This window comes from Pelagibius sp., assembly GCF_965249265.1.
Classification (GTDB): Bacteria; Pseudomonadota; Alphaproteobacteria; order Kiloniellales; family Kiloniellaceae; genus Pelagibius.
On record NZ_OZ252224.1, the window covers coordinates 1,055,390 to 1,081,546 of the forward strand.

The 26,157-nt window shown below is 62.7% G+C and carries 22 protein-coding genes; 15 read left to right on the forward strand and 7 right to left on the reverse strand.

Going from position 1 to position 26,157, the window contains the following annotated elements; translation table 11 throughout:
- Window positions 1–39: 39 nt before the first annotated feature.
- Complete coding sequence (locus tag ACP146_RS05115) at window positions 40–1,644, reverse strand: ABC transporter substrate-binding protein (protein ID WP_422365686.1); 1,605 nt, start codon at window positions 1,642–1,644, stop codon at window positions 40–42.
- A 309-nt stretch (window positions 1,645–1,953) separates the two neighbouring features.
- Between ACP146_RS05115 and ACP146_RS05120 the strand changes: the two genes are divergently transcribed.
- The 3 genes from ACP146_RS05120 to ACP146_RS05130 are packed head-to-tail and all read left to right on the forward strand — an operon-like array spanning window position 1,954 to window position 5,441.
- On the forward strand, window positions 1,954–2,901 hold the full coding sequence (locus tag ACP146_RS05120; protein WP_422365687.1) for a LysR family transcriptional regulator: 948 nt from the start codon (window positions 1,954–1,956) through the stop codon (window positions 2,899–2,901).
- Between the two features lie 9 nt (window positions 2,902–2,910).
- The gene (locus ACP146_RS05125; RefSeq protein ID WP_422365688.1) at window positions 2,911–4,449 is read left to right on the forward strand and encodes a M81 family metallopeptidase; all 1,539 of its coding nucleotides are present in this window, start codon (window positions 2,911–2,913) and stop codon (window positions 4,447–4,449) included.
- A 29-nt stretch (window positions 4,450–4,478) separates the two neighbouring features.
- Window positions 4,479–5,441: a M14 family metallopeptidase gene (locus tag ACP146_RS05130; protein WP_422365689.1), complete on the forward strand. Its 963-nt coding sequence runs from the start codon at window positions 4,479–4,481 to the stop codon at window positions 5,439–5,441.
- On the opposite strand, the gene ACP146_RS05135 is transcribed toward ACP146_RS05130, so the two are convergent.
- Both ACP146_RS05135 and ACP146_RS05140 read right to left on the reverse strand, forming a co-directional pair.
- Window positions 5,438–6,583 carry a DegT/DnrJ/EryC1/StrS family aminotransferase gene (locus ACP146_RS05135; RefSeq protein WP_422365690.1) on the reverse strand — a complete coding sequence of 382 codons (1,146 nt, stop codon included), beginning with the start codon at window positions 6,581–6,583 and terminating at the stop codon, window positions 5,438–5,440. The genes ACP146_RS05130 and ACP146_RS05135 overlap by 4 nt on opposite strands.
- Before the next feature lie 11 nt (window positions 6,584–6,594).
- On the reverse strand, window positions 6,595–7,611 hold the full coding sequence (locus ACP146_RS05140) for a Gfo/Idh/MocA family protein (RefSeq protein ID WP_422365691.1): 1,017 nt from the start codon (window positions 7,609–7,611) through the stop codon (window positions 6,595–6,597).
- 239 nt (window positions 7,612–7,850) lie between these two features.
- On the opposite strand from ACP146_RS05140, the gene ACP146_RS05145 reads away from it, so the two are divergent.
- From ACP146_RS05145 to ACP146_RS05170, 6 genes are all read left to right on the forward strand, one after another.
- Entirely contained in the window at window positions 7,851–8,456 is a 606-nt protein-coding gene (locus ACP146_RS05145) for a CDP-alcohol phosphatidyltransferase family protein (protein ID WP_422365692.1), read from the forward strand.
- A gap of 52 nt (window positions 8,457–8,508) precedes the next feature.
- Window positions 8,509–8,922, forward strand: coding sequence for a RidA family protein (locus ACP146_RS05150; protein ID WP_422365693.1), 414 nt, complete (start codon window positions 8,509–8,511; stop codon window positions 8,920–8,922).
- A 240-nt stretch (window positions 8,923–9,162) separates the two neighbouring features.
- Window positions 9,163–9,828, forward strand: coding sequence for a trimeric intracellular cation channel family protein (locus tag ACP146_RS05155; RefSeq protein ID WP_422365694.1), 666 nt, complete (start codon window positions 9,163–9,165; stop codon window positions 9,826–9,828).
- A 21-nt stretch (window positions 9,829–9,849) separates the two neighbouring features.
- A complete protein-coding gene (locus ACP146_RS05160) occupies window positions 9,850–10,470 on the forward strand; it encodes a TrmH family RNA methyltransferase (protein ID WP_422365695.1) in 621 nt (206 codons plus the stop codon).
- Between the two features lie 97 nt (window positions 10,471–10,567).
- The gene (locus tag ACP146_RS05165; protein ID WP_422365696.1) at window positions 10,568–10,714 is read left to right on the forward strand and encodes a hypothetical protein; all 147 of its coding nucleotides are present in this window, start codon (window positions 10,568–10,570) and stop codon (window positions 10,712–10,714) included.
- A 223-nt stretch (window positions 10,715–10,937) separates the two neighbouring features.
- Window positions 10,938–11,498 (forward strand): tetratricopeptide repeat protein, encoded by a 561-nt coding sequence (locus tag ACP146_RS05170; protein ID WP_422365697.1) that lies wholly within the window; start codon window positions 10,938–10,940, stop codon window positions 11,496–11,498.
- Window positions 11,499–11,861: 363 nt separating this feature from the next.
- Here ACP146_RS05170 and ACP146_RS05175 read toward each other — a convergent pair whose 3' ends face one another.
- Window positions 11,862–12,386 carry a YHS domain-containing (seleno)protein gene (locus ACP146_RS05175; protein WP_422365698.1) on the reverse strand — a complete coding sequence of 175 codons (525 nt, stop codon included), beginning with the start codon at window positions 12,384–12,386 and terminating at the stop codon, window positions 11,862–11,864.
- A gap of 103 nt (window positions 12,387–12,489) precedes the next feature.
- Between ACP146_RS05175 and ACP146_RS05180 the strand changes: the two genes are divergently transcribed.
- Window positions 12,490–13,365, forward strand: coding sequence for a cupin domain-containing protein (locus tag ACP146_RS05180; RefSeq protein ID WP_422365699.1), 876 nt, complete (start codon window positions 12,490–12,492; stop codon window positions 13,363–13,365).
- A 90-nt stretch (window positions 13,366–13,455) separates the two neighbouring features.
- Here ACP146_RS05180 and glxR read toward each other — a convergent pair whose 3' ends face one another.
- From glxR to gcl, 3 genes are read right to left on the reverse strand one after another with little or no spacing between them, the layout of a single operon-like run.
- On the reverse strand, window positions 13,456–14,370 hold the full coding sequence (glxR, locus tag ACP146_RS05185) for a 2-hydroxy-3-oxopropionate reductase (protein ID WP_422365700.1): 915 nt from the start codon (window positions 14,368–14,370) through the stop codon (window positions 13,456–13,458).
- A 38-nt stretch (window positions 14,371–14,408) separates the two neighbouring features.
- Window positions 14,409–15,206: a 2-oxo-tetronate isomerase gene (gene otnI, locus ACP146_RS05190; RefSeq protein WP_422365701.1), complete on the reverse strand. Its 798-nt coding sequence runs from the start codon at window positions 15,204–15,206 to the stop codon at window positions 14,409–14,411.
- 32 nt (window positions 15,207–15,238) lie between these two features.
- Window positions 15,239–17,065 carry a glyoxylate carboligase gene (gene gcl / locus ACP146_RS05195; RefSeq protein WP_422365702.1) on the reverse strand — a complete coding sequence of 609 codons (1,827 nt, stop codon included), beginning with the start codon at window positions 17,063–17,065 and terminating at the stop codon, window positions 15,239–15,241.
- A 291-nt stretch (window positions 17,066–17,356) separates the two neighbouring features.
- Here gcl and bhcR point away from each other — a divergent pair, with 291 nt between their 5' ends.
- From bhcR to ACP146_RS05220, 5 genes are all read left to right on the forward strand, one after another.
- Window positions 17,357–18,205 (forward strand): HTH-type transcriptional regulator BhcR, encoded by an 849-nt coding sequence (bhcR, locus tag ACP146_RS05200; protein ID WP_422365703.1) that lies wholly within the window; start codon window positions 17,357–17,359, stop codon window positions 18,203–18,205.
- Between the two features lie 407 nt (window positions 18,206–18,612).
- On the forward strand, window positions 18,613–21,960 hold the full coding sequence (locus ACP146_RS05205; protein ID WP_422365704.1) for an ATP-binding protein: 3,348 nt from the start codon (window positions 18,613–18,615) through the stop codon (window positions 21,958–21,960).
- Window positions 21,957–23,264: a YcaO-like family protein gene (locus ACP146_RS05210; RefSeq protein WP_422365705.1), complete on the forward strand. Its 1,308-nt coding sequence runs from the start codon at window positions 21,957–21,959 to the stop codon at window positions 23,262–23,264. Before ACP146_RS05205 ends, ACP146_RS05210 begins: the two co-directional genes overlap by 4 nt.
- A complete protein-coding gene (locus ACP146_RS05215; RefSeq protein WP_422365706.1) occupies window positions 23,261–24,700 on the forward strand; it encodes a TfuA-like protein in 1,440 nt (479 codons plus the stop codon). The genes ACP146_RS05210 and ACP146_RS05215 overlap by 4 nt, the downstream gene beginning before the upstream one ends.
- Window positions 24,687–26,123, forward strand: coding sequence for a hypothetical protein (locus tag ACP146_RS05220; RefSeq protein WP_422365707.1), 1,437 nt, complete (start codon window positions 24,687–24,689; stop codon window positions 26,121–26,123). Before ACP146_RS05215 ends, ACP146_RS05220 begins: the two co-directional genes overlap by 14 nt.
- Window positions 26,124–26,157: the final 34 nt, after the last annotated feature.

Sequence of the window (26,157 nt, forward strand, 5' to 3'; positions counted from 1 at the left end):
GGATCACGAGATCCCGCCCCTTTTGGATTTCAGTTACCGTCAGCTCGCCGGCTTAACGCCCGTCGCGATGGTGTACTGATCGGTCCGCGGGGTGTAGCTGAGCCCCTTGCGATAGGCCCAGGGAGTCACCTCATAGTGCAGCGGCAGGATGGCGTAGTTCTTCATTGCCTCCTGGCTCGCTTCCCGCAGGATCGCCTCGCGCTTGTCGTCGTCGACCGTGGCCAGGGCCTTTTCGATCATCGCGTCAAGCTCGGCATTGGAGTAACGGCCCCGGTTGGTGCCGCCCATGCCCTTGTCCTTATCGCGGGTCGCGACCAGCGCCCGCAGGGGTGAGGACATCTCGCCGGTGCCCGAGCCCCAGCCCGCCATATAGAGACTGAACTCGTACTTGTTGCGGCGGGCGAAGAAGGTGCTCTTGGTCATGGCATCGACTTCTGTGGTGATGCCGACACGGGTCAGCATCTGGGCCACCGCCTGAGCGATCTGGGCATCGTTGATGTAGCGGTCGTTGGGTGAACCCAGGACCAGCTTGAAGCCGTCGCCATAACCCGCTTCCGCCAGCAGTTTCTTGGCGGCTTCCGGATCATAGGCGTCATGCTCTGCGCCCGGTGTGGAGCCGAACATGCCCTGCGGCAGCAGTTCACCGGCGGGCACCGCAACACCGCCCATGATGCGGGCAACGATGGCTTCCCGGTTGATGGCCTTGGAAACGGCTTCGCGTACCCGGGCGTCCTTGAAGGGATTCTTGCCGCCGGTGCCGTCGATACCAGGCGTCGGCTCCTGCTCATGGTCGAAGTGCAGATAGATCACCCGGTTTGACAGACCCTGGGTGACTTCAAAGCCTTCGGTCCTGATGCGCTCCAGATCCTGAAGCGGCGGCCTGTCGATCATGTCGACATCGCCGGCCAGCAGGGCGGCCACACGTGGACCGTTGCTGGTGATGGGGCGGAAGGTGACGGTCTGCCAGGCAGGCTTGTCGCCCCAATAACTCTCGTTGCGCTCCAGCACGATCTTCTCGCCGCGGGTGAACTCCTTGAACTTGAAGGGGCCCGTGCCGTTTGCCTTGGAACCGTCGTTGAAGGCCTGGGTCTTGGGGAAATCACCGGTGCCGCTGCAGCCGTCACGGCCAAAGGTGATGTCGCCGTCGACCCCGTTGGCCGTCGCTGAGAGTACGCCCCAGGTCGAAACCTCGACCGGCAGCAGGGGGTACGGCTTGTCGGTCTTCACGATCAGGGTGTGATCGTCCTTGATCTGAAGGTCGGCGATCGCCTTGGTGTAGACCGTGAAAGAGGAGGGGCTGTCTTCCACCGCCGGGATGCGGCAGACGGTATAGACGATGTCCCTGGCGGTGAAGGGCGAGCCGTCGTGGAAGGTGACGCCCTGGCGCAGCGTGAACTCCCAGGTGGTGTCGTCGGTCGGCTTCCAAGCGGTTGCCAGGCCCGGCTTCAGTTGCTGCGACTCGTCCTGCAGGACCAGCGAGTCATACATGTGCCGCCGCATGGCATTGTTGGGCCCGAGATTGTGGAAATGCGGGTCCAGTGCCGAAGGTTCCGACGACAGACCGATTTTCAGTTCCTGTGCGGCGGCTGGCGCTGCCATGACGGCCGCCAGCGAAACCGCGCACATGAAAGTGCTCTTGCGCATGAGTTCGTTCCCCAAAAGACGTAGCCGCAGATGCTGTCACTTCATTGGATGCATCTGACGGCGGCGTTTTGCCTGTTCCTGTTATCCGCGCGACCTGAGGGCGCGCGGCGCTTCCTTTTTGGCCCCGTCCTTCCCTGCAGGGGCGCATATCCCAATGCCTCCCCGCTCGACGGCGGTACCTTGTCAGGTATAATGGGAGCGCCTATCGTTGCTGTCAAAGCGAAATCGAATGCATGGACCGCAGGATGATCTGCGAGAGAAAACCTGTCTATTTGGTCAGATCAGCCATAACGCTATGTTATGGATGCCATGTTTGATTCGCAAACAACGGGTGATGGCAAAGGCCAGCCCACGCCCCGCATGATGGAGGCCTTTCATGCGGTTTTGGAAGCAGGGTCGGTCACCGCGGCGGCAAAGCAGCTCGGCGTGTCGCAACCGGCGGTAAGCCGCCTGCTGAAACAGTTCGAAGGCGAACTCGGTGTTCCGCTGTTTCACCGGGCCAAGGGCAAACTCACCCCGACGCCGGAGGCGCACCGTCTTTCCGTCGAAGTGGGGCGCGCCTTGGACGGGATCGAGCGGGTGCGCCGCTCCGCTGAAGACGTCCGCAGGCATGGGGTCGGGCGGTTGCGGGTCGGCATCACGCCGATGCTCTACGAAGGGGTGCTGCGCGATCTGATCGGCGATTTCATGGCGGTCCATTCCCATCTGGTTCTGACCGTGGAGACGGGCTTGACCGACATGATGATCGACTGGCTGCTGCGCGATCAGGTGGAGCTGGCTTTTGCCTCGCTGCTGGACACCCACCCTGGTGTGGACACCGTTCCGCTGATCGAGACCCACAGCGTTGTGGTTCTGCCGCCGGATCATCCCTTGACCGCGAAACAGGCCATCGGCGCCGAGGATCTGGTCGATGTGCCGTTGATCACCATGACCCGCCGCTATTCCTCGCGTCACCGTATCGAGCAGATGTTCCGCCGTGCAGGGGTGCCGATGCGCTTGCGCGCGGAGACCAACCTCTCCAGCACCATCTGCGATCTGGTGCGCATGGGGCAGGGGGTCGCGATCCTGAATGCGCTTACCTGGGGCGGCTCCGGACCCGCTCATCTGGTGGCGCGGCCGCTGACGCCGCGTCTCATCAACCGCTATGGCGTCCTGCATCTGGCGGATCGCGGGTTCTCCCGCCAGGCCCGTCAGTTGATCGCCGCCGTGCGCGCGCATCTGGCCCGGGCCAAGCCCGACCTCTATCTCGGTGAATGATTGCCCGTAATGCCGCGTGAACGACCAGAGAGCTTGAGGATCGCCGTCGGCGGCTTTGCCCTGGAGTCGGTTTCCTTTCTGACTCAGGAGACGGGCGTAGAGGCCTTCGAGCGAGAGGCGCGACGTGATGCCGCGTTGACGGAGGGCTTGCGGTGCAGCGCCACGGTGGCAGGGGGATTTCTGGAGGTCCTGGCTGAAGCGAGAGCCGAAGCCTTTCCTCTTGTCTACAGCGACTGCTCCGCCGCCGGTCCTGCCAGCGATGCCGCTTTCGAGTTTTTTCGTGACGAGCTTTTGGAGCGCCTGAAAGCGGGGCTGCCTCTGGATGGTGTTCTGCTTTTCCTGCACGGTGCCATGACCACACCGACGCGGACGGATCCGGAAGGCGACCTGTTGGAATCCATAAGGGCATTGCTTGGTCCCGGGTTGCCGGTGATGGTGGCCTTCGACCTTCACGCCAACCTTTCGCCGCGAACGGCGGTGCTTTGCGATGGTATCTTCGGCTTCCACTTTTCGCCGCACGTCGACATGGCGGAAACCGGCCGGCGGGCGGCGCGCGGTCTTCTGGCCAAACTGAAGGGCGGGCAAGACCCGCAGTTGGCCATGGTGAAGGTGCCGCTGGTGCTGCCCAGCATCTTCACAGCCACGGCGCTGGCGCCGCTGTCGGATATCGTAGAGGAATCGCTGTCGCTGCCGAAGCGGGTGCCGGATATCGTCGATGCTTCGGTGTTCTGCGGCTTTGCTTACGCCGACACGCCGGATCTGGGGTTCTCCGTCGTGGTTATCGCCGACGGCGACCAAGACCTCGCAGAGCGTGAGTCCGAGAGCCTGGCAGCGCGGATCTGGCAAAACCGCGAAGCATTGCTGCATGAGGAACTCGTTTTTGGGCTTGAGGAAGGCCTCTCCGAGGCCCGGCGGATTGCCGCTGATAGCGATCATCCTGTTGTGGTGCTGGAGCACGCCGACCGACTGAACGACTCGACCTGGTGCCTGCGCCGTCTGATAGAAGAGGCGCCGGGTCTGCCCGGCCTTAAAGTTCATTGCCCCTATCTCTGGGATCCGGTGACGGCCGCCGCCGCGGTGTCGTCAGGCGCCGGCCGGCGTCTCGACGTAAGGCTCGGTGGCCACTCTTCGCTGCGCGCCGGCGGGCCCATCGTGGTCGAGGCGGAGGTGCTCTGGGCCGGAGAGAAGGTCTTCACCGGAACCGGTCCGATGCGCGAGGGTCGGCGCATCGATCTCGGTGCCGCCGCCTTACTGCGCATCGGAGATGTCACTGTCTCCGTGATCTCGAACTCCACAACGGCGATCGATCTTGATGCGCTGGAGCAGTTCGGTATCGACAGCGGCGAGCAGGACATTCTGCTGCTGCGCTCGAAGACCCACTTCCGCGCGGTTTTCGAACCGCTGGCCGCCGCCGTGGTAATCGTCGATACGCCGGATTGGGGAACCGCCGAACTTGCCCGCTTGCCCTATCGCCACATGAAGCCCGGACTCTTTCCTCTCGACCCAGCGGCGGAATGGGCCGGACCGGAATCAGAAACCACAGTCTAAGAAAATCAGACCTAGCAGGGAGACGAGAGATGACCCAGGACGACTATCCCATTGAACTCGAACAACCGGACATCACGCCCTATAAGGCGGGCAACACCGGTATCGATTACATCACGCGTCTCGAGGCACCGGAGCCGGGCCCTCACGTGATGATCACGGCGGTTGTCCATGGCAATGAAGTCTGCGGTGCCATCGCCCTGGACTGGCTGTTCCGCAAAGGCGTGCAGCCGCTTAAGGGAACGCTCTCTCTGGGGTTCATGAACATTGAAGCCTACCACAGCTTCGACCGCGCTGATCCTTCGGCATCGCGTTTCGTGGATGAAGACTTCAACCGGCTCTGGTCCGCCGAGACGCTCGACGACCCTGCGCGTGACTCCGTCGAGTTACGCCGCGCCCGGACGGTGCGGCCTTACATGGATAACGTCGACGTTCTTTTGGACATTCATTCCATGCAGCACAAAACGCCGCCGCTGATGATGGCCGGGCCGCTCGCCAAGGGCCGGGCTCTGGCGCGGGAGGTCGGCCTGCCGGAACTGGTGGTGACCGATGCCGGCCATGCCGCCGGTCGGCGGATGCGCGACTATGCAGGCTTCTCCGATCCGAACAGCCCCAAGAACGCCGTCTTGATGGAGTGCGGGCAGCACTGGGAAGCCGCCGCCGGACCGCTGGCCATCCACACGGCCTTGCGGTTCCTCTTGGCCAAGGGTGTGATCGCTGCGGACTGGGCAGCGGAAGAGCTGGCCGGTGTCGTATTGCCGCAGCAGCGCTTCATCGAGGTGACCGGTCCGGTCACCATCGAAAGCGAGGACTTCCGTTTCGCCGAAGACTATCGCGGCCTCGAAGTCATTGCGAAGGCAGGCAGCGTGATTGCCTACGACGGCGCTAAGCCGGTGACGACGCCTTATGACGGCTGTGTGCTGATCATGCCGTCGCGGCGCCTGAACCCCGGCGCTTCGGCGGTCAGGCTCGGCCGATACCTGGAAGCCGGTTAGAGCGCCTGCAGCAGGGCATCACAGACTCGTTCGACGGTGATTTCATCGAGATAGCCGTGCATTGGCAGGGCGAGCACCTCTTCGGCGACCCTTTCGGAAACCGGCAGCGATCCCGCGCCCTCGCCGAAGCCGGCATAGGCAGCGTGGAGGTGCAGCGGCTTGCGGTAGTAGACGGCGCTGGCGATGCCGGCGTCTTGCAGCGCCTGTTGCAGGACATCGCGACGCGGCGAGCGCACGGCGTAAACCGCCCAGGCCGATCGGTCTTTGCTTTCCAGCAGCGGAGTCCGCAGTCTGGCCGAGAGCCGCTGATCGTACCATGCGGCCGCCTTTCTTCTGGTTCGCAGTTCCTCTTCGAAGACCTCCAGCTTGGCGAGCAGAACGGCGGCCTGAAGACTGTCCAAGCGGCTGTTCAGCCCGACCTGCCGGGCTTCGCCGGCCGGGTCGAAGCCGTGGCCGCGCAGGCGACGGCAGGCTTCGGCAAGCGCGGGCTCCTGGGTCAGTATGGCGCCGCCGTCACCAAAGCAACCCAGAGGTTTTGAGGGATAGAAGCTGACGGTTGTTGCAGGCGCCAGCCTACCGACGCGGCCTTCATTACTGGCGGCACCGAAACTCTGGGCTGCATCCGCCAGAACCATCAAGTTCTCTGCCTGCGCCAGACCAAGGATCGCCGGATAGTCGGCCGGCCGGCCGAAGAGATCGACGGGAATGATCCCCTGCGGCTTGAGACCGCCGACTTTTTTGACCTTGGCGATCTGCACTTCAAGATGTTTTGGATCCATGGTCAGCGTGACGTCGTCGATATCGACGAAAACCGGCGTTGCGCCTGTCATTGCCACCGCGCCGGCCGTGGCGGCGAAAGTAAAGGCGGGTACGAAAACCGCGGCGCCGGGGCCGATGCCCATCGCCATCAGCGCGATTTGCAGGGCATCGGTACCGTTGGCGACGGTGATGGCGGCTTTGGTCCCGGTAAAGTCCGCAAGCTTTGCTTCGAGCTCGGTTACCGGGGCGCCGAGGATGAAGTCGCCTCGGGCCATCACCGCTTCCATGCGGCTCCGGATTCGGTCGTCGAGAGCGGCCTGCTGCTTCTGGAGATCGACCAGGGGGACCGGTGTGGGAACCTGATGATGCGCTGTGACCGCCATGGAAATCCGTCCTAGCCGCCAAGTTGCCGCTTCAACGATTGCTTCAGAGGGTCTTTCAAGTCCAGGCTGCGGTTAACGGCCATGACGAAGTCGGCATGGGCCTGCAACTCCCGGGTTGCGACCAGGGCCGCCTCCAGGGCGCGACGGCCTTCTTCCCCGCCAACCAGCGGGCGACGGCCCTCCCGCACGCAGGCGATGAAGTCCTCGATCTCCCGTTCCAGCGCATCAACTTCGTCATAACTCTCCTCGGCGATATCCGCCGTGGCGCCACCGCCTTCTTCGTCGGTTTTGCGGGCGATGATCATGGTCTGGGTGTCAAAGTTCACGCTCAGATAGCTGCTCGGCTGGAAGATGCGCATGCGCCGCTCTGTCTTGAAGCTGATGCGGCTCGCGGTGATGGTGGCGATGCAACCGTTGGCGAACTTGATCCTGGCGGAGCAGATATCCTCGTGGTCGGTGAACACCGGCGCCCCGGCGGCATCGATGGTGAGTATCGGCGAATCGACCAGAGAGAGCACGAGGTCGATGTCGTGGATCATCAGATCGAGAACCACGTTCACGTCTGTGCTGCGGCCGCTGAAGGGCGTGATGCGGACCGAGTCGATATAGAGAGGCTGACTCACATGACGCTGAAGCGCCTGGGCAACGCCGGAAAAGCGCACCAGATGACCGACCTGGAGAATCAGGTCCTTTGTTCTGGCAAGGGCAATGAGGGCGTCGGCCGTCGAGAGGCTGTCGGATATCGGCTTTTCGACGAGTACGTGGATGCCTGCGGTCAAACAATCGCGGGCAATGTCGAAATGCGCATGGGTTGGCACCGTTATGCTGGCGGCTTTCACCCGCCCGAGAAGTTCCCGGTGATCGTTGAACGCCGCTACGCCGAGCTCTGACCCAACCTCGGCCGCCCGTTCCGGATCGATGTCGGCGATGCCGACCAGTTCGGCGGTATCAGAAGCGGCAATCTTTTTGGCGTGGTAGAGACCGAAGTGTCCCGTACCAATTACGGCCATCGGCAATTTGCCAAGCATCAGGGGACCTCCGTGCACGGCCTCGAATCCTGCACAAACGCTAAAAGCGGGTCCCCCTGTCGCCGCGCTTGCAATCTATCGGTGTTCTATATTGTCGCTTCTGCAGTGTTTGTCCATGGCGGATTGTGGGGCAATTAACCGTATGCCGGGCAAGGATAATCGGCTTGCGACCATCAGCTGCCGCTGCCTATGGGAATCGCCGGGCTGGCCCCGCGGTCCCTGAACCGCTAAGGAGAGGCATGCTGGATGCCCGCCTTCGTCAGATCATAGACCCGCCGCTCGATAGGGTCGGCAAGAGCCTTTCCCGCCTGGGGGTGACCGCCAATGGGATCACCGTTACCGGCTTTCTGGTCGGTTGCGGCGCCTGGGCGATGCTGGCCCTGGAGAGTTATTGGTGGGCGCTGGCGCTGATCCTGTTGAACCGCCTGGGCGATGGACTGGACGGCGCGGTTGCGCGCCACGGCCGGGTGACCGACCTGGGCGGCTATCTCGATATCGTGCTCGACTTCCTGTTCTATTCAGGGGTCATTTTCTTTTTCGCCGTCGGACGACCGGACCAGGCGCTGCCGGCCGCTTTCCTGATCTTCTCCTTCATCGGCACGGGGGCGAGCTTTCTGGCCTTTGCCGCCTTGGCCGCCAAGCTTGGGATCACCACGGCGGCGCGGGGCAAAAAGTCGATCTACTATCTCGGCGGGCTGACCGAGGGCACCGAGACCATCGCCCTCTTCGTCGCAATCTGCCTCTTCCCCGATCTCTTCGCCTGGTTCGCCTGGATTTTCGGCGGCCTCTGCTGGCTGACCACGGCGGTGCGCATCTACTCGGCTGTGGAGACCTTCAGGAATTGATTGGTGCTGCGACCGTCTTTAATCATTCTTGTCTATCAAAGGGGATCGACGGATGATCAAGAGCTTCAACCCACCTGACGTCTGGGCGCCCTTCGGCGCTTTTTCCATGGCGGTGGCCCAGGGAGAGGGGCAGGTCGTTCATCTGAAGGGGCAGGTCGCGCTCGATCCCGACGGTGAGATCGTCGGCAAGGGCGACATGCAGGCGCAGTTGCGCCAGGTCCTGGACAACATCCGGGCCGTACTGGCCCATGTCGGTGGGACGATGGCGGACATCGTGTCGCTCACCCAATACGCCACCGATATCGAAGCCTTCATGGCGGCGGGTGCTCTGCGCAAGGAATACTTTGCCGAGCCTTTCCCGGTGACCACCACCATCGAGGTCTCGCGGCTCTACCACCGCGACCTTCTGATCGAGATCACCGCCATTGCCGAAATCCCCCGCGACCGCTTCGTGGAACCGGCTTAGCATACGGGCGGAGATGAATAATGGAACCCTTGGCCATCCTTCGAGACAGTCCCTTGCGGGACTTCCTCAGGATGAGGTTTGTTCTAGTGTCGAAGAATCAGCCTCATGCTGAGGAGGTGCGAAGCACCGTCTCGAAGCATGCTTGCGCGGTTCCCCAGTTTTTACGGCGATCCGCGAGCGTGATGTGATTCGCTTACAGCAGGATGGCAATCATCCAAAGTCTCGGAAGGCAGGTCTGACATGTTGGAAATCGAAGCGCCGCCGCAGTTGGTGCTGACCATCGACGTGCTGGCGGTGATCGTCTTTGCCGTCTCCGGCGCCCTGGTCGCCTCGCGCAAAAGTCTCGATGTCGTCGGCTTCATGTGGCTTGCGGTCTTGACCGGTGTCGGCGGCGGCACGGTCCGCGACCTGCTGCTGGACGTGCCGGTATTCTGGATGGTCGCACCGCATCACATTATCGCCTGTCTGGTTACGGCGGTGGTTGTGCACTTCACCGCGCATCTGGTGGAATCCCGTTATCGGCTGCTGTTGTGGTTCGATGCGCTGGGCCTCGCCCTGGTGACCGTGGCCGGCACCGCCAAGGGCCTGGACAACGGCACCGGCGCGCTGGTGGCGGTGGCCATGGGCGTTGTCACCGGTACCGTGGGTGGCATCGTCCGGGATCTCATCGGCAACGAACCCTCGGTCATCCTGCGGCGGGAGATTTACGTCACCGCCTCGGGCCTCGGCGCCTGCACCTACGTCGTCCTGGCCGAACTGGCGCTGCCGGCGCTGGTCTCCGGCGCCGCAGGCGTGCTCGTCACCTTCGCCGTGCGCGGCCTCGCCATCACCTGCAACTGGTCCATGCCCGCCTACCGCCGCCGCCCCGGCCGCACCCTCAAGGAAATCGAGGACCTGCGGAAATAGGGCCATGAAAGATGTTCTGTGATGTCCGATGAAGTAACCCCAAAAAAGAGTGCGACACGTCAACGCGCAGACGGGATCAAGCCCTATCGTTGCAAAAACCTCATCGCTGTCTTGGAGAACCCAAACGATATCAAGAACATCGGTACGGTGATCCGCAATGTGAATGCGCTGGGTGTTGAGAAGACCTATATCGTTGACCCTCGGAGGGCCCTGCCAGACGATTGGCAGGACATGCGGGAAAGAAGATCTCTGTCGAAAACCTCCGTCTCGGCCATAAAGTGGAGCTTCGTAAAGCGGTTCGATAGTTCCGAAGAGTGCTTGGCGCATCTGAAAAGGAACCGGTTTACTTCAATCGTGACTTCGCCACACATAAAGGGGCGGAGAAACATGATTCTGCACGAGGCAGACTACACCGTGTTCACAAAGCTTGCGGTCTGGTTTGGGAATGAATCGAGAGGCATAAGTGATCTGGCCGTCGAACACAGCGAAGTGTGTGTCGGTATCCCTATGTTCGGCATGATTGAGAGCCTGAACCTGGGCACGACATCAGGTATCGTTTTGTATGAAATCACGAAGCAACGACGTGAATATCAGAGCAAATACAAGCGGAGCGGAAAGCGCCGGAAGAAGCCTTCTGCCTGATGATGACCCTCTCCAGGCTTGACCTATTCGTTCGAACGGCAACCAAACTCATGCCACTTGAGTCGCCGGAACCGTTTCTCTCGTGGGGGCCGTTCAGTTGACCGAGTCTCCGTCAGCTCTGGATGCCGGTGACTTCATCCACGATGCCATCTATGAGGCTTCTGAAACTCTTTCCTATGTCGTGACGCTCACGCCGCTGCTCGAAAGCCTGGACGTGATAAGCGCCGTTTCGATCGACTCCTGATCGAGGCGGAGTATGAACGGAGGGCTGACGTTGCAGCGAGCGAAAGAAACCCATCGTGAAGAATCCGGTGCTTTGGACGGATGTCTGATAAGCGGCTGTTGATTGGCAGACTGCCCATGCCCCCGCGGCGGGAGTGTTCCCAGCGAGTGATCGGGCCTACGACTTAAGTCACGGTGACCTGGTTCAGCTGCGATGCTATTGTTGCGATGCGGAGGTGATCAACATGCGACGATTGACACTGCCCCTGACGCTGTCTGCCATGGTTTTGGCGGGTACGGCGCTGGCTGATTCGCCCCCTACGGTCGAAGACGAGCTTGGTATTCTTAATCCGCAAGACACCGGCCGTGAAATGCTGACACGCAAGATTGAGATGGGGGTCATTGACTCCATTACCTGCTCTCTTGGGATCAACGTTACCAAGAACGACAACCACGAACTTGCCAGGAAGCTGACCAGGCGCTGCGCTGAAGCTGGCTACGCCAAGGCCATGACGTGGATGAGCCAACTTGAAAACAATGGCCTGGGCGGTGACTACAACCCCGATGCGTCCGCTGAATGGGACCGTCGTGCTGCCGAAGCGGGGGACCCGGTGGGACGCTTCAACCACGGCCTGAACCTGATACGCGGCCATGGTATTGCCAGGGATGAAGCTTTGGGTCGCCGCTTTGTCGATCAGGCTGCAGAAGATGGGCTGGCAATTGCAAAACGCCTGCAAAAGGCAGGCTACGATCTAGACGAAGTTACGCCTGACGCCGACAACTGGAAGTATGGACCGATGTTTTAAAGCATCTGCCGTGCCTTCCGGGCGTTCTCGCGGCCCAACCCCAAAGACCGTCTTGGATCGGTTTGGACCTTTGTGGGGATGAGGCCGAGGCATCGACCAGGGTTTGGATCTGATCCTGGAGCGGTCTCGGACTTCGGGACCGCGCCCTTGCCAAAGGCTTTGGTGCGCAGAAAAGCACCGACCGAACCGCAAAAACAACCGCCGTTCCCGCCACCATATCCTTGGCTGCCGCAGGGTGAGGCAAAGAATACTGTAACCATGCAAAGACGCGGAGAGCCGATGTCATGCGGCCCTTAGGTGGAACCGCATGACATGGCTCCCGCGCCGCTGCCCTGGAGACTAGTGGGCAGGCTAACGGGCAGGTTACTGGGCGCCGATGGTCACGCCGGCAGGCGCCGAAGCCTCAAGGCTTGCGTCGGCGACGCTGCGGATCAGCGGCCAGTTGTTCTCCGCACCGCGGATGAAGCCGGGCACGTCCTTTTTCCAGCGCGCCTGAATGTCTTTGTTCAGGTTCAGATAGAGCTTGCCGTCGACAACGGCCCAGGCATTGGGGTCGCCATCGAACTTGCGGCCCATGGCCGTGCCGAAGGCGCAGTATCCGCCGTACTGCGGGGCGTATTGGGCCGGGTCGGCGGTAAAGGTGTCGCGATGCTCGGCGCTGGCAAACCGATAGGTGGCGCCTTCGTAGTCTGCGGTAAAGCGATCGCTGCCGGCCACCGGCTTTCCTTGGGTGAAGTAAGCCACGACGTCATAGCCATGCACGGCGTAACCTTCCACGATGTTGACCTCGGTCTCCGCCGTGGCAAGCCCTGCCGTGGCCGGCACGACGGCCAAAGCCAGGCCTGCCGTCAACACAGCATTGCGAAGTGTTTTGATGAGAATGGACATTGCAATTTCCTTCCGCTGGGTTCATTGACCGATAGGCCGGAACGGGCGTCAGGGCGCCGAGTTCCGTCCGTCACAGAAGATTTAAGTCATCAGGTGTGATCATTTGTCCGAAAAAGCACACAGTTCGTCCGAAGAGCCGGCCGTCTTTCCCCTGCTGAGCCGCCGAAGCTTCAGTGCCAGCGTCTTCTTCTCCGGATCTCTCTGCGGGGGGTCGGACCACAGCGCCAAGGATGCCCAGATGCACCTGCATCTGCTGCGCCGCGGGTCACTGTGTCTGAATACCCAGGGCGGTGCGGCCAGGCAAATCGACCGGCCGAGCCTCATCTTCTTTCCCCGCGCTCAGGATCACCGGCTGGAGGCCAGGGAACTGCCGGGCGCCGAGCTGGTCTGCGCGCGCCTGACTTTCACCGGCCCTGAAGCCGAACTTCTGCTGCTCGGCTTGCCCGACCTGTTGGTCATCCCGCTCGATGCCCCCATCGGTCTGGGCCCGGTGGTCGAGCGTCTGTTCGAAGAGGCCTTCACGCCCGCTTTCGGCCACAGCGCAGCCGTCGATCTGATCGCCGAACTGTTGCTCGTCATGTTGCTGCGCCACTGCATCGCCGAGGGCCTGACGGAGGGCGGATTGCTGGCCGGTCTGGGCGATACCAAACTCGCCCGGGCTCTTGTCGCGATGCATGATCGCCCGGCAGCGGATCTGAATATCGAGCAATTGGCGGCGATTGCGGGCATGTCGCGTTCCAACTTCGCCGCCGCTTTCAAGCAGCGGGTCGGTACCTCGCCCGGCGACTATCTCGCGACCTTGCGCCTGGCCCTTGCCAAACAGGCCCTGCTGCAGGGCACCTCCTTGAAAACCGTGGCGCCGCTGGTCGGATACAGCAGCGCCACCGCTTTGGCCCGTGTTTTCCAGCGGCAGTTCGGATGCGGGCCGCGTGACTGGCTGGCGCAGCAGCAACGAAGCGCCAACCCTGACGACGCTTGACTCGGCGTAACCGCCGGGGTCGGCCGTCCGAAACACAAACAGCCCCGCCGGAACCGACCGGCGGGGCTTCGCTTTACTTTGCGTGCAAGCCTACTCCGCCGCTGCAGACGCGGCCTCGTCCTCGGCCACCGGGTGGGCGGCCATGAGTTCCAGGGCTTTCACCATGGCGGAGTGATCCCAGCCGGCGCCGCCGTTGGCTTTGCAGGTATTGAACAGCTCCTGCGCCGTGGCCGTGTTGGGCAGGGCCACGCCCAGGGCTTTGGCGCCCTGCAGGGCAAGGTTCAGGTCCTTCTGATGCAGCTCGATGCGGAAGCCGGGATCGAAGGTGCGCTTGATCATGCGCTCGCCGTGGATTTCCAGGATGCGCGAGGTCGCAAGGCCGCCCATCAGGGCCTGGCGCACCTTGGCCGGATCGGCACCGGCCTTGGAGGCGAAAACCAGGGCCTCGCCGACGGCCTCGATGGTGAGCGCCACCACGATCTGATTGGCGACCTTGGTGGTCTGCCCAACGCCGTTGCCGCCGACCAGGGTGATGTTCTTGCCCATCAGCTCGAAAATCGGCCTGGCCTTTTCGAAGGCTGCCTCGCTGCCGCCGACCATGATGGTGAGCGAAGCCCCCTTGGCGCCGACTTCACCGCCGGAGACCGGGGCGTCCAGATAGTCGCAGCCGAGCGCCTTGATCTTCTCGGCGAAGAGCTTGGTTTCGATGGGGGAGATCGAACTCATGTCGATCACCAGCTTGCCGCTGGAAAGCCCCTCGGCAACGCCGTTCTCGCCGAACAGCACGGCCTCCACCTGGGGCGTGTCCGGCACCATTGTGATGACGATGTCACTCGCCTCGGCCACCGCCTTGGCGCTTTCGACCAGCTTCAGGCCCTTGCCCGTCAACTCATCAGGCGCGGGCGTCCGATGCACGCTGCTGGTGACCTCGTGCCCGCCGTCCAGCAGATGGCCGACCATGGGCGCGCCCATGATGCCGAGGCCGATGAATCCGATTTTTGCCATGTCTTCCGTTCCTTTTTTATCGTTCTTGGCGTTGCTGCTTATTCGGCGGCAGCGGTTGTCGCCAGATAGGGGCGCAGCCAGCCGAGGCCTTCTGAGGTGCCGGCCTTGGGTTTGTACTCGCAGCCGATCCAGCCTTTGTAGCCCATGCGGTCCAGCGCGTCGAAGACGAAGGGATAGTTGATCTCCCCGGTGCCCGGCTCGTGGCGGCCCGGGGTATCGGCCAGTTGCAGATGCGGGATCTTGTCGAGGTTTGCCTCGATGGTGCGCACCAGATCGCCCTCCATGATCTGCATGTGATAGATGTCGTACTGGAAGTAGAGGTTGTCCGACCCCACCGTTTCAATGGTGCTCAGGGCCTGGGCCGAGGTGGAGAGATAGAAGCCGGGCATATCGATGGTGTTGATGGCTTCGATCAGCAGCTTGATGCCGGCCTCTTTGGTTTTTGCGGCGGCGAAGCGCAGGTTCTCGACATAGGTCTCGTCGAGCTTGTTGGGATCCACACCCTCGGGGCGCAGGCCGGCCATGGCGTGCAACTGGGTGCAGCCCAGCGCCGTAGCGTAGTCGATGGCTTTGCCGACGCCGTCCTGGAACTCGCCGATACGGTCGGGCAGGCAGGCCAGGCCGCGCTCCCCGGCATCCCAGTCGCCGGGCGGCATGTTGTGCAGTACCTGGGTCAGGCCGCTGGTCTGCAGCCGCTCGACCAGCGCATCTTTCTCAAAAGCATAAGGGAAGAGGTATTCGACTCCCTGGAAACCGTCTTTCGCCGCGGCGGCGAAACGGTCGAGGAAGTCGTGCTCGCCGTAGAGCATGGAGAGATTGGCGGCAAATCTGGGCATGATGGGGTTCCTCCTGAAAATCCTGGGGCAGCCTATTCGGCGGGCTCCAGTTCGTTCACATCTTCGTCGATCCCGGCGTTTTCCCGGGTGATCGGCACGCCATCGGTCCCTAGCGAGGGATCAAGGCAGAGAATTTCTTCGAATTCGTTGACCGCGTCCAGCTCCGTGCCCATGGAGACGTTGGTCACGCGCTCCAGTATGAACTCTACCACAACCGGTACCTGGAACTCAGCCATCAGCCTGTGGGCCTCGGCGAAAGCCTCCTTGAATTCGTTGGGGCTCTTCACCCGGATCGCCTTGCAGCCCAGGCCCTCGGCCACCGCCACATGGTCGACGCCATAGTCGCCGAGGTCCGGCGCATTCACGTTCTGGAACGAAAGCTGGACGTTGTAATCCATCTCGAAGCCGCGCTGTGCCTGGCGGATAAGGCCGAGATAGGAGTTGTTCACCACCACATGGATGTAGGGCAGCTTGAACTGGGCGCCGACGGCCAGCTCTTCGATCATGAACTGAAAATCGTAGTCGCCGGAGATGGCGACGATCTCGCGCTCCGGGTCGGCTTTGCGCACCCCCAACGCGGCGGGCATGGTCCAGCCCAGCGGGCCGGCCTGGCCGCAGTTGATCCAGTTGCGCGGGTGATAAACGTTGAGGAACTGGGCGGCGGCGATCTGCGACAACCCGATGGTGGTCACGTAACAGGTGTCGCGCCCGAAGACCTCTTTCATCTCCTCATAGACCCGCTGCGGCTTCAGCGGCACGCTGTCGAAGTGGGTCTTGCGCAGCATATGCTGCTTGCGGTGTTCGCATTCACCGGCCCAGGCGCTGCGATCCCTTAGCTTGCCGGCCGCCTTCCATTCCCGCGCGACCTCGACGAAGAGTTCCAGCGCCGCCTTGGCGTCGGAGACAATGCCGTAGTCGGGCATGAAAACCCGGCCGATCTGGGTCGGCTCGATATCCACATGAACGAACTTGCGATCCTTCGTGTAGACCTCGATGGAGCCGGTATGGCGGTTGGCCCAGCGGTTGCCGATGCCGAGGACGAAGTCCGATTGCAGGAAAGTCGCGTTGCCGTAGCGGTGACTGGTCTGCAAGCCGACCATGCCGGCCATCAGCGGATGATCGTCGGGGATCGAACCCCAGCCCATAAGGGTGGGGATGACCGGAATGCCGGTGGTCTCCGCGAACGCGACCAGCAGATCGGAGGCGTCGGCGTTGATCACGCCGCCCCCGGCCACGATCAGCGGCTTTTCCGCTGTGTCCAGCATGGTCAACGCCTTTTCGATCTGGCGGCGCGAGGCGGCGGGCTTGTAGACCGGCAGTGGTTCATAGGTCTCGTCGTCGAATTCGATCTCGGCCATCTGCACGTCGACCGGCAGGTCGATCAGCACGGGCCCCGGACGGCCGGAGCGCATCAGGTGAAAGGCCTGTTGGAAGGCCCGCGGCACCAGGGCGGGCTCTTGCACCGTGACAGCCCACTTGGTGACGGGCTTGGCGATGGATTCGATGTCGACGGCCTGGAAGTCCTCTTTGTTCAGCTTGGCGCGCGGCGCCTGACCGGTGATGCAGAGGATTGGAATCGAGTCCGCCGAGGCGGAGTAGAGCCCGGTGATCATGTCGGTGCCGGCGGGTCCTGAGGTGCCGATGCAGACCCCGATGTTGCCGGCCTTCGTCCGGGTATAACCCTCGGCCATGTGCGAAGCGCCCTCGACGTGGCGGGCCAGGACATGATCGATGGTCTGGCGCTGACGCAGGGCTGCGTAGAGCGGGTTGATCGCGGCGCCGGGAACACCGAAGGCGGCGGTGACACCCTCTTTTTCCATAACGCGGACGGCGGCTTCGGCGGCGGTCATCTTGGGCATGATCGACTCCCTCTCTCGTTTTGTTCGTTGTCCTTGACGCTGAAAATAGGGATTGCATGCACGAAAGCAAGAAAAATGAAAATAAATTCCACATTGTGGAAATATGATGAGAAAATGCCAGAATCCGTGGGTTTCATCGCCGTCGCTAACCCGGTGAATTGCGGAAGTGGATCCCAAAAACGATAGACCAGGTTCCTGCATCACCGCTTTCAGGCTTACATGACGGTGCCTTCATCCCTATGCTGCGCAGCCGATGAATGCCGGTTTTCGGCAATGGATGGAGTCTTGAGAATGGCAAGAACGGCGGCGCGCGTGCGCGATCCCGCAAAGGGTCCGCTGCGCAAAACGGCGGCACAGGGGGGCCAGGTTCAATCGCTCGACCGCGCCATTTCGATTCTGGAACGGCTGGCGGAGTCCGATGGGATGAGCCTGACGGATCTTTCCCAATCGGTTGGCCTTGCGCCTTCCACGACCCATCGCCTGCTGACCACCTTGCAGCAACGGCGGTTTGCCGATTTTGACGACGAGTATGGCGTTTGGGTCGTCGGGGTGGGCGCTTTCAACGTCGGCAATGCCTTTCTGCGGTCACGCAAAATCATCTCCCTTGGACGGCCGGTCATGCGCCGGCTCATGGAAGAGGTGGGCGAGACCATCAATCTGGCGGTTGAGGACAAGGGTGAGCTTGTCTACGTGACGCAGTTCGAAAGCCATGCGCCCATGCGGGCCTTCTTTCGGCCCGGGCGCCGTGCGCCGATGCATTCCTCGGCCATCGGCAAGGCCATGCTTGCGGAGATGGATGGGAATGCGTTGCGCGACTTTCTCCAGAAACGGGGGATGCAGCGCTTTACCGACCACACGATCGTAGACCCAACTGTTCTGCGCGAGCAATTGCGGCAGATTCGCCAGCGCGGCTGGGGGGTCGACGACGAGGAGCATACCGTCGGCATGCGCTGCGTCGCCGCCACTGTTCACAATGAGCACGGCGAGGTGATCGCCGGTATATCCATTTCCGGTCCGTCGGTGCGGGTGACTCAGGGCCGTCTGGGGGAACTCGGCGCCAAGGTGGTTGCGGCGGCAGAGAAAGTCACAGAGCAGATTGGCGGTATCGTGCCACGGTCGCTGCGGAGTGGCGCCGACTGAGGCTTTGGCGCAGGTCGGGATTCTGGCGCATCGGTTTCCACAAGCCAAGCGGGAGTTGGGCAGGGGCAATGGTCGCCCGGTACCGAAAACCAACGGGATTGTGAGAGAAAACACGTCGACGCCGTTCCGTCCGGGGTAGTATAGAGGCTCTTGGGGATACGGAACGTGATCAAAGCATCTTCTCTGCTGGCCATTGCTGCCGATGCCATCGCGGATTCCCGGTGCGATGCCGGCTGGAATCTCGCTGCAGGCTGGCCGGGGGTCACAAGCCCGGGGGTCACAAGCCCGGGGGTCACAAGCCCGAGGGTCACAAGATGGTCACAGGCCGGCAGCAAGTGGCGGGCCGGATCTTGCGGGACGGCGCCTGCCGCAGTTGGCCGTTCTTTTGAGGAAAAGGGATTCAGGCGATGGCCATTCGGCGCTGGCTGACGGCTATCGGCCTCGGGGGCCTGGCTGATACCTTCGAAGAAAACGATGTCGACCTCGATCTGGTGCCCGACCTCAGTGAAGAGGATCTGCGCCAGCTCGGCCTGACTCTCGGCCAGCGCAAGCGCCTGCTGCGCGCCGCCGAAGCACTGAGCGGTGCCGAGGACAATCCGCAAAGCGGCGCCGGGGCAAAAACGGACCGGGTACCGGCTGAGCGCCGTCATCTTACGGTCATGTTCTGCGACATTGTCGGCTCCACCGTCCTCTCCGAGCGTTTGGAGGCGGAGGATTTGCTGGAGGTCGTGCGGCGCTATCAGACCTACTGCGCCTCCATCATCGGCACCCACGAAGGTTTCATTGCCCGCTATGTCGGCGACGGCATCCTGGCCTACTTCGGCTACCCCATGGCCCACGAAGATGCGCCGACCCATGCGCTGCACGCGGCGCTCAGCATCACGGAGGGAATCGGCGCGCTGGAGATGCCGGCGGACACCCAATTGGCGGTGCGGATTGGTATCGCCTCGGGTGTGGTGATCGTCGGCGACCTGATCGGCGGCGGGGCGGCGGTGGAACAGCCGGCCATCGGTGTGGCGCCGAATCTCGCTGCCAGGGTTCAGGGGATTGCCGGGCCGAACGAGATCGTCGTCGCCGATGTGACCTATCGCCTGACCCAGGATGTTTTCGACTTTGAGGATCTGGGGAGCCGGGAGTTTCACGGCATCAGCGAACCGGTGCGTACCTGGCGGGTGCTCCGTGAGCACAGAGGCGACCGCAGCGACGTCAATTTCGGCCGCTGGACCCAGACCTCTTTCGCCGACCGCAGTGAGCCTTTGGATCTGCTGCGCGCCCAGTGGCAGCAGGTTCAGGAGGCGCGCGGGCGGGTGCTGGTGATTTCCGGCGAGCCGGGCATCGGCAAGTCGCGGCTGACCCATCAGTTCCTGCGCGAGGTCGAGCAGGAAGCGACCGTTCAGATCTACCAGGCGACGCCGTACAATCAGGATTCGCCGCTGCATCCGATCATTCAGCGCTTCCGCCTGATTGCCGGGATCGATCACGGCGACGGACCTGCCGAGATTCGCGAGAAACTGGACGCCGTTGTGAAAGGCGAGGGGGCGGAGCGGGAAGCCCGGGTGGAGGTCTTCGCCAATCTGCTGACCCCGGTTTCCATCGACAATCCGCAGTCGCAGACCGCTGCCAAGCAGAACCGGGAACGCACCCTGCAGACGATCGTCGATTATTTCACCGTTCTCAGCAAGCTGCAGCCCGTCGTCGTTGTGGTCGACGATTTCCAGTGGCTCGATCCGACCTCCGTCGAACTCCTGGACCGCGTCATCCATTCGATCCCCGACAAGCGCGCGCAGGTTCTGGTGACGTCCCGCAGCGGCTTCTATGCGCCTTGGGAATCTCTTGCCCATGTAACTCAACTCGAACTCGGCCGCTTGCCGGCCAAAGATGCCCAGGCGCTGATTGCCAGCCTGGCTCAGGGGACCTCCCTGTCGAAGGCAGTTGTCGGCGAGATCGCCGAGAAGGCCGACGGTATTCCGCTGTTTGTCGAGGAGCTGACCAAGTCGGTGATCGAACTCGATTTCGAGCAGGCGGCCCGGGGCCGGGGTCCGCGGCCCAATGAAACCTCCCGCGTGCCGATCTCTCTGCACGACTCGCTGATGGAGAGACTGGACCGCGTCGGTCCGGCCAAGGTTGTCGCCCGTGTCGGGGCGGTTCTGGGGCGCTCGTTTTCGCGCGAGCTGATCTCCACGGTGGGCGGCTTCGATCCGGCGCATCTGAATGCCGCCCTCGTCACTCTCTCGGATGCCGGCCTGGTGCTTCGCGAGGTCGATCAACGCGGCAAGGAAAACTTCGTCTTCAAGCACGGACTGGTGCAGGAAGCGGCCTATGCTTCGCTGCTTCGCGAAGAGCGCCAGCGTCTTCATGCCGAAACCGCCCAGGGCCTGAGAAAACTGCGGCCGCGAATTGAGGAAGAGCGTCCCGACCTGCTGGCTCACCATGTCAGTGCGGCGGGCCTGCACGAAGAGGCCGTGCGGTTGTGGCTGCAGGCCGGGCGTCTCAGCCTTGCTCAGTCTGCGATTGTCGAGGCGGTGCATCATCTGCGCCGCGGCCTGGAGGCGCTGGACGAGTTACCGGTCGTGAAGGAGTCCAAGGGGCTCCATCTGCAGCTTCTCATCCACCTCGGGCCGGCCTTGATCGCGCTTCACGGTCCGGGCTCCAAAGAGGTCGAAGAGATCTACAGCCAGGGCTACGAGCTGTGCCGCAGCCTGCCGGAATCCCGCGATCACTTTCCCGTCTATTGGGGGTGGTGGCGTCGGTCGCGCAATTTCAACGAGATGCATCAGCGCGCCGATGAGCTGCTAAGTCGCGCGCAGGCGCGTAACGATGATGAATTGATGCTGCAGGCCCACCACTGTCAGTGGGCTTCGCACTTCAACAGCGGTGACTTTCATAACTGCATGGATCACATCGCCAGCGGCCTTGACCTCTATGAAAAGGGCGACTACCGCACCCATGCGACGCTTTACGGCAACCATGATGCCAAGGTCTGTGGTCATGGCGAGCGTTCGCTTGTCTACTGGCTTCTCGGCAAGCCCGAGGAGGCGATGGAATCCGAGCGGCGTGCACAGCGCTGGATGGAGACGCTGGGGCATGGCGGCAGTTGGATGCATCTGAAAGACATCAACATCATGCACCGCCTCTATCGGCGCGATGCAGTGGAGGTCTTGCGGATCGCCGAAGAGATGATCACTTTTGCCGAGGATCAGGGATTCTCGGACCACAGAGCCAAGGCACTGGTTTTCTGCGGCTGGGCTCATGCCAGGCTGGGCGATCCCTCCAAGGGGTTGAGCGAAATCCGTGCGGGTCTCGAGCGGCAGATCGCCATCGGCACGGAAGAGGATTTCCCGGTCTACTACGACATGTTCGCCGAGGTGTTGGCCATGAACGGGCGCATCGACGAGGCGCTGGAGGAGACAACGGCTGCTCAGGCGAAGTTCGAGGCCATGGGCCTGCGCATCTGGGCGCCGGAGCTGCGCCGGCGCATCGGCTATCTTTTGCAATTGCGCATGCCGAACGATCCCGAGCCGGCCATTGCCGCCTACCAAGGCGCCCTCGATCTATCGACGGATCAAGGCGCCCGCACCCTCGCCCTCCGCGCGGCGACCAGCCTGGCGGGCCTGTTGCGTGGCCAGGGCCTGACGGATGATGCCCGCGCAACCCTTGCGCCGCGTCTCGTCGGCCTGGAGGGCATGGCCGGAACGGCCGACTACGCCGCGGCGACCGCCTTGCTGGCGACAGCGCGCGGACGCAACAGCGGATGACCTCCGGGGCAGAAGCGGTCGGCCGAAACGACGGTCCAGCCGAGGCGCGACAGGCAACGAGCGCCGCCGTACCGGACTCCACCAAGGTCTATCGCGGCGGTACCCATCGCAGCCGCCGGCCGGCGGAAACCCTGGATCGGGTTTTGCCGCTCGCCGACAAGATGGGCATCACGCGTCTTGCCAATGTGACCGGCCTCGACAATATCGGCATCCCCGTCTACATGGCCTGTCGTCCGCTCTCCCGCTCGGTTGCCGTCTCCCAGGGCAAGGGGCTGACCGCGGCGGAAGCGAAGGTCTCCGCTTTCATGGAAGCGGTCGAAACCTATCATGCCGAAACCATTGCTGCGCCGGTGAAGGTGGCTTCGCTGCATGACTTGGCCGCCGGTCATCCCGTGATCGGTGTCGCGGGCCTGCCCTTCTCGGCGCTCGGTGACTTTCTTCCCGACCATCCGATTTCCTGGATTGAGGGGAACAGGCTTGCGAGTGGGGGGTCGCGCTGGGTGCCTCTGGAACTGGTCTCCACCGACTTTACCCTGCCGCAACCGCCGGGCAGCTTTGCCTTCCCGGCCAACACAAACGGTCTTGCCTCCGGCAACACGCAGGAGGAAGCGCAGCTTCACGCGCTCTGTGAACTGATCGAGCGCGATGCGCTCAGCCTCTGGCGGCTCGGCGGAGACGCGGCGCGGGCTGCCAGCAAGCTCGATGCGGCGACGGTGGAAAGCGATGCGGCGGCCGCGCTTCTCGACCGCTACCGCGCCGCCGGTCTGGATGTCGGCATCTGGGATGTGACGTCCGATGTCGGTGTACCGGTGTTCTGCTGCGCCGTGGCCGAGCCCAGCGATACGGCTGTCGAAGCGGAACTGGGTGCGGGCTGCCATCCCGACCGGGAGATCGCCCTGCTGCGCGCTTTGACGGAAGCGGCGCAGTCGCGCACCACCCGTATCGCCGGTTCGCGCGACGACTATGTGCCGGAGAGCTACGACTCCGCCGCAAAGCTGGCGCGCAACCGCACCGCTCAGCTCTGGTTGGCCGACCCGCCGCGCCGCAGCTTTGCAGCCGTCCCGAGCCTTGCCGGAGACAGCATTGCCGGTGATCTTGCGGCGGTGGTGACACGGCTTGCCAAGGTCGGGGTTGACGACCTTGTCGCCGTCGATCTCAGCAGGCCCGAGATTGGCATCCCGGTCGCCCGGGTCGTCGCTTCGGGTCTGGAAGGCGCCTATCAGGGCGCGGGCAGCGATTACAAGCCCGGGCGGCGGGCAAGGGCGCACGGGCTTGACCTTCCCGGCGCGCAGGCTGCGCGATGACGGCGACTGTCTTCCTCGGACCGAGCCTGCCGCTTCGCGAAGCGCAAAACCTGATCGAAGCGGACTTTCGCCCCCCTGTGCGCCAGGGCGATGTCTACCGGGTGGTGCGCGAACGCCGGCCGCGGGCGATTGGGATCGTCGACGGTTATTTCCAGGAAGTCCCTTCGGTTTGGCACAAGGAAATCCTCTGGGCCATCGATCAGGGTGTAAAAGTCTACGGCGCTGCCAGCATGGGTGCCTTGAGGGCGGCCGAACTGGAACGCTTCGGCATGCACGGCGTGGGCCGCATCTTCGAAGCTTTCCGCGATGGCGTCTATCGACCTTACGACGCGGAGGATTTTGAGGACGACGATGAGGTCGCGGTGATCCACGGCCCTGCCGAATTGGGTTTTCCCGCTCTTTCCGATGCCATGGTGGATCTACGATCGACTTTTGCCCGTGCGGCGGCAGAGGGTGTCATCGACGATCGCTTGCGTGACCGGATCGTGGCGGCGTTCAAGGAGCGGTTCTATCGTGATCGGAGCCTGTCTGTGCTGCCGGAGGTTATGAACGCCATCGCCGTTCCGGCGGCGCAGAGCGGAAGCCTGCTGGATTGGCTGTCTCAGGGGCGGGTCTGGCAGAAAGGCGATGACGCAAAGGCGCTTCTCGAAGCCCTGCGAACGAACGAGACCGAAGAGGCCCTGCAAGCCGAAGCGAAGTCTTTCGTTTTCGAGCGTACGACGCTTTGGGCGCAGTTTGTCGAATCCGATGACGCCGGGAGTGCTGGGCAGGCGGGCACTGCGGTCACGGCCGTTGAACAGCGGGTACTGGACGAGCTGCGTCTGGAGCCGGGCCTTTACGCTGATCTGCGGCCTCTGGCGGTGCTGCGCTTCGCCTGTAAAACGCAGACCGCGGTGCCAGCGCCGAGCCTGGAAGAACGCCGCGTCGCGCTCAACCATCTGCGGCGGCGCAACGGCCTCTGGTCGCGCGCGGCTTTGGAGAATTGGGCGCAGACGAACGATCTCGATCGTGAGGGGTTTGACCGCTTGATCGAAACCGAAGCGATAATCGAACAGCAGTCGACATCGGCGGGTGCAAAGCTGGATGTCTTTCTGTTGGATGTGTTACGCAGCAGCGGACGCTACGAGGCTTTGGCCCGACGCGCCGCAGAGAAGACGGCTGTTGATGACGGTGAAGGATCACGAGGAATTGAGACGCTGACGCCGGCCTTTCTGATCGATTGGTTTTTTGAACAACGGCTCGGCCGCGCCTTGCCGCACGATCCGGATGAGGTCTCCAAAGAGCTTGGTTTTGCCACCTTTGAGGGCTTTGTCGCGGCGCTGGCGCGCGAGTATCGTTACGCGCGCCGGGATTCGGGCGTCGCGGCGGTGGACGGTGGCAAGGTCTCGACAGGGACGGGTGCTGAGAAGCCCGGAGGTTTCAATGCTGATCGATAGGCACAGGTGGCTGGACGGTGTAGCCGGTGGTACCCGGTTCCGCCTCTTCCCGCAGATGCCCGATCTGGAGGGCTTTGCCGAACCGGAAACGGTTCTCGTTTCGCCCGCCCCCGGCAGCATCGCGCCCGGCCCCTTCGATGGCGCCATGCGGGTGGTTGATCCGATCGATAAGCCCGAACCCTACGCCTTTCCGGATATGCCGCCCTTCCGCGGTGCGGTTTTTCCCCCCGCCGTCGCGGGGCCTGACGGCCACTTCGACCACATTCCGCCGGACAGCCGTCAGTTCCTCTCCGCCCACATGTATGGCTCGGTCCGCTTCGTGCTGGACATCTGGGAGGATTACTTCGGCAAGATGGTCGACTGGTACGATCCGCGCGACGGCTTTCAGGTGGAACTGGTGCCCGAGGTGGATTGGGACAACGCCCACGCCGGCATTGGGTTCATCGAAACCGGCGGCCGCGTGAACAAGAATGGCGAATACCAGCCCTTCGCCCTGAATTTCGATGTGCTGGCGCACGAAGTCGGGCATACGCTGTTGTTTTCGGAACTCGGCATTCCGACTTCGGACGGCCTGACACCGCAGTTCCTCGCCTTCCACGAATCGATGTCGGACATGGTGGCGCTGCTCTCGACCCTCCACTTCGAAAGCATCAACGACGACCTGATCGACCAGACTGGCGGCAATCTCTATGTGCTGAATTTTCTCAATCGGATCGGCGAGCTTTCGGACAGCGAACAGATCCGTATTGCCAGTAATTCGGCCGTCATGGACGACCTCGCCGGCCTGCAGTTGGCGCCTGATGGCGAGTGGATCGATCCCAGCGGGCAGGGGCGCAAAGGCCATGATCTTGCACTGCCGCTGACCGGTGCGATCTTCGATACCCTGATCGAGATTTATCAGGATGGTTTGGCGCGGCGCGGCGTGATCGCCGGCAGCGCCGATCCCCGGGGTTGGGACCGCGGCACCGTGGCCGCGAGCCTGGACCGGTTCCAGCAGGCTTCATCGGAAAGCCTGGCACAGCATCGGCCAGCTTTTCTGGACGCGCTGCACGAGGCCCGCGACATTGTCGGGCGAGCCCTGGCGCAGACCTGGTTGCGGCTGAGGCCGGATAACCTGAGTTTTGCGGATGCTGCCGGCACCTATCTGGATGTGATGGCCGAGTTGGGGCAGGGCCATAACCTGCAGGCTTTTGCCCGGGATTTCCGCGCCCGCGGAATCGATATCGCCGGTCCCGGCCGGCAGCAGCAAGCGCCAACGGAACCGGCCCCGCCCGCTTCCGCCCCTTATCTGGTTCGCTGGCAGTGGCTTCAACGCCGCCGCGCGACTGGCGGGGCAAGCTATGCTCAAAAACCTGAAGCGCCCGACGGCTACGAGCGCGTATATCGGATGTTCGACCACAGTTTCAGGTTGGGTCAGGGGTGACTGATGAAGAAGTAAACACAAAGATGTAAACAAG

Bases quoted from the DNA above. Each gene is read 5' to 3' on its own strand.
- ACP146_RS05220 (WP_422365707.1), top strand. From the start codon at position 24,687: ATGCTGATCGATAGGCACAGGTGGCTGGACGGTGTAGCCGGTGGTACC.
- ACP146_RS05170 (WP_422365697.1), top strand. From the start codon at position 10,938: ATGCGACGATTGACACTGCCCCTGACGCTGTCTGCCATGGTTTTGGCG.
- ACP146_RS05130 (WP_422365689.1), top strand. From the start codon at position 4,479: ATGACCCAGGACGACTATCCCATTGAACTCGAACAACCGGACATCACG.
- bhcR (WP_422365703.1), top strand. From the start codon at position 17,357: ATGGCAAGAACGGCGGCGCGCGTGCGCGATCCCGCAAAGGGTCCGCTG.
- ACP146_RS05210 (WP_422365705.1), top strand. From the start codon at position 21,957: ATGACCTCCGGGGCAGAAGCGGTCGGCCGAAACGACGGTCCAGCCGAG.
- ACP146_RS05150 (WP_422365693.1), top strand. From the start codon at position 8,509: ATGATCAAGAGCTTCAACCCACCTGACGTCTGGGCGCCCTTCGGCGCT.
- gcl (WP_422365702.1), bottom strand. From the start codon at position 17,065: ATGCCCAAGATGACCGCCGCCGAAGCCGCCGTCCGCGTTATGGAAAAA.
- ACP146_RS05140 (WP_422365691.1), bottom strand. From the start codon at position 7,611: ATGCTTGGCAAATTGCCGATGGCCGTAATTGGTACGGGACACTTCGGT.
- ACP146_RS05115 (WP_422365686.1), bottom strand. From the start codon at position 1,644: ATGCGCAAGAGCACTTTCATGTGCGCGGTTTCGCTGGCGGCCGTCATG.
- otnI (WP_422365701.1), bottom strand. From the start codon at position 15,206: ATGCCCAGATTTGCCGCCAATCTCTCCATGCTCTACGGCGAGCACGAC.
- glxR (WP_422365700.1), bottom strand. From the start codon at position 14,370: ATGGCAAAAATCGGATTCATCGGCCTCGGCATCATGGGCGCGCCCATG.
- ACP146_RS05120 (WP_422365687.1), top strand. From the start codon at position 1,954: ATGTTTGATTCGCAAACAACGGGTGATGGCAAAGGCCAGCCCACGCCC.
- ACP146_RS05155 (WP_422365694.1), top strand. From the start codon at position 9,163: ATGTTGGAAATCGAAGCGCCGCCGCAGTTGGTGCTGACCATCGACGTG.
- ACP146_RS05145 (WP_422365692.1), top strand. From the start codon at position 7,851: ATGCTGGATGCCCGCCTTCGTCAGATCATAGACCCGCCGCTCGATAGG.
- ACP146_RS05215 (WP_422365706.1), top strand. From the start codon at position 23,261: ATGACGGCGACTGTCTTCCTCGGACCGAGCCTGCCGCTTCGCGAAGCG.
- ACP146_RS05205 (WP_422365704.1), top strand. From the start codon at position 18,613: ATGGCCATTCGGCGCTGGCTGACGGCTATCGGCCTCGGGGGCCTGGCT.
- ACP146_RS05135 (WP_422365690.1), bottom strand. From the start codon at position 6,583: ATGGCGGTCACAGCGCATCATCAGGTTCCCACACCGGTCCCCCTGGTC.
- ACP146_RS05160 (WP_422365695.1), top strand. From the start codon at position 9,850: ATGTCCGATGAAGTAACCCCAAAAAAGAGTGCGACACGTCAACGCGCA.
- ACP146_RS05125 (WP_422365688.1), top strand. From the start codon at position 2,911: ATGCCGCGTGAACGACCAGAGAGCTTGAGGATCGCCGTCGGCGGCTTT.
- ACP146_RS05175 (WP_422365698.1), bottom strand. From the start codon at position 12,386: ATGTCCATTCTCATCAAAACACTTCGCAATGCTGTGTTGACGGCAGGC.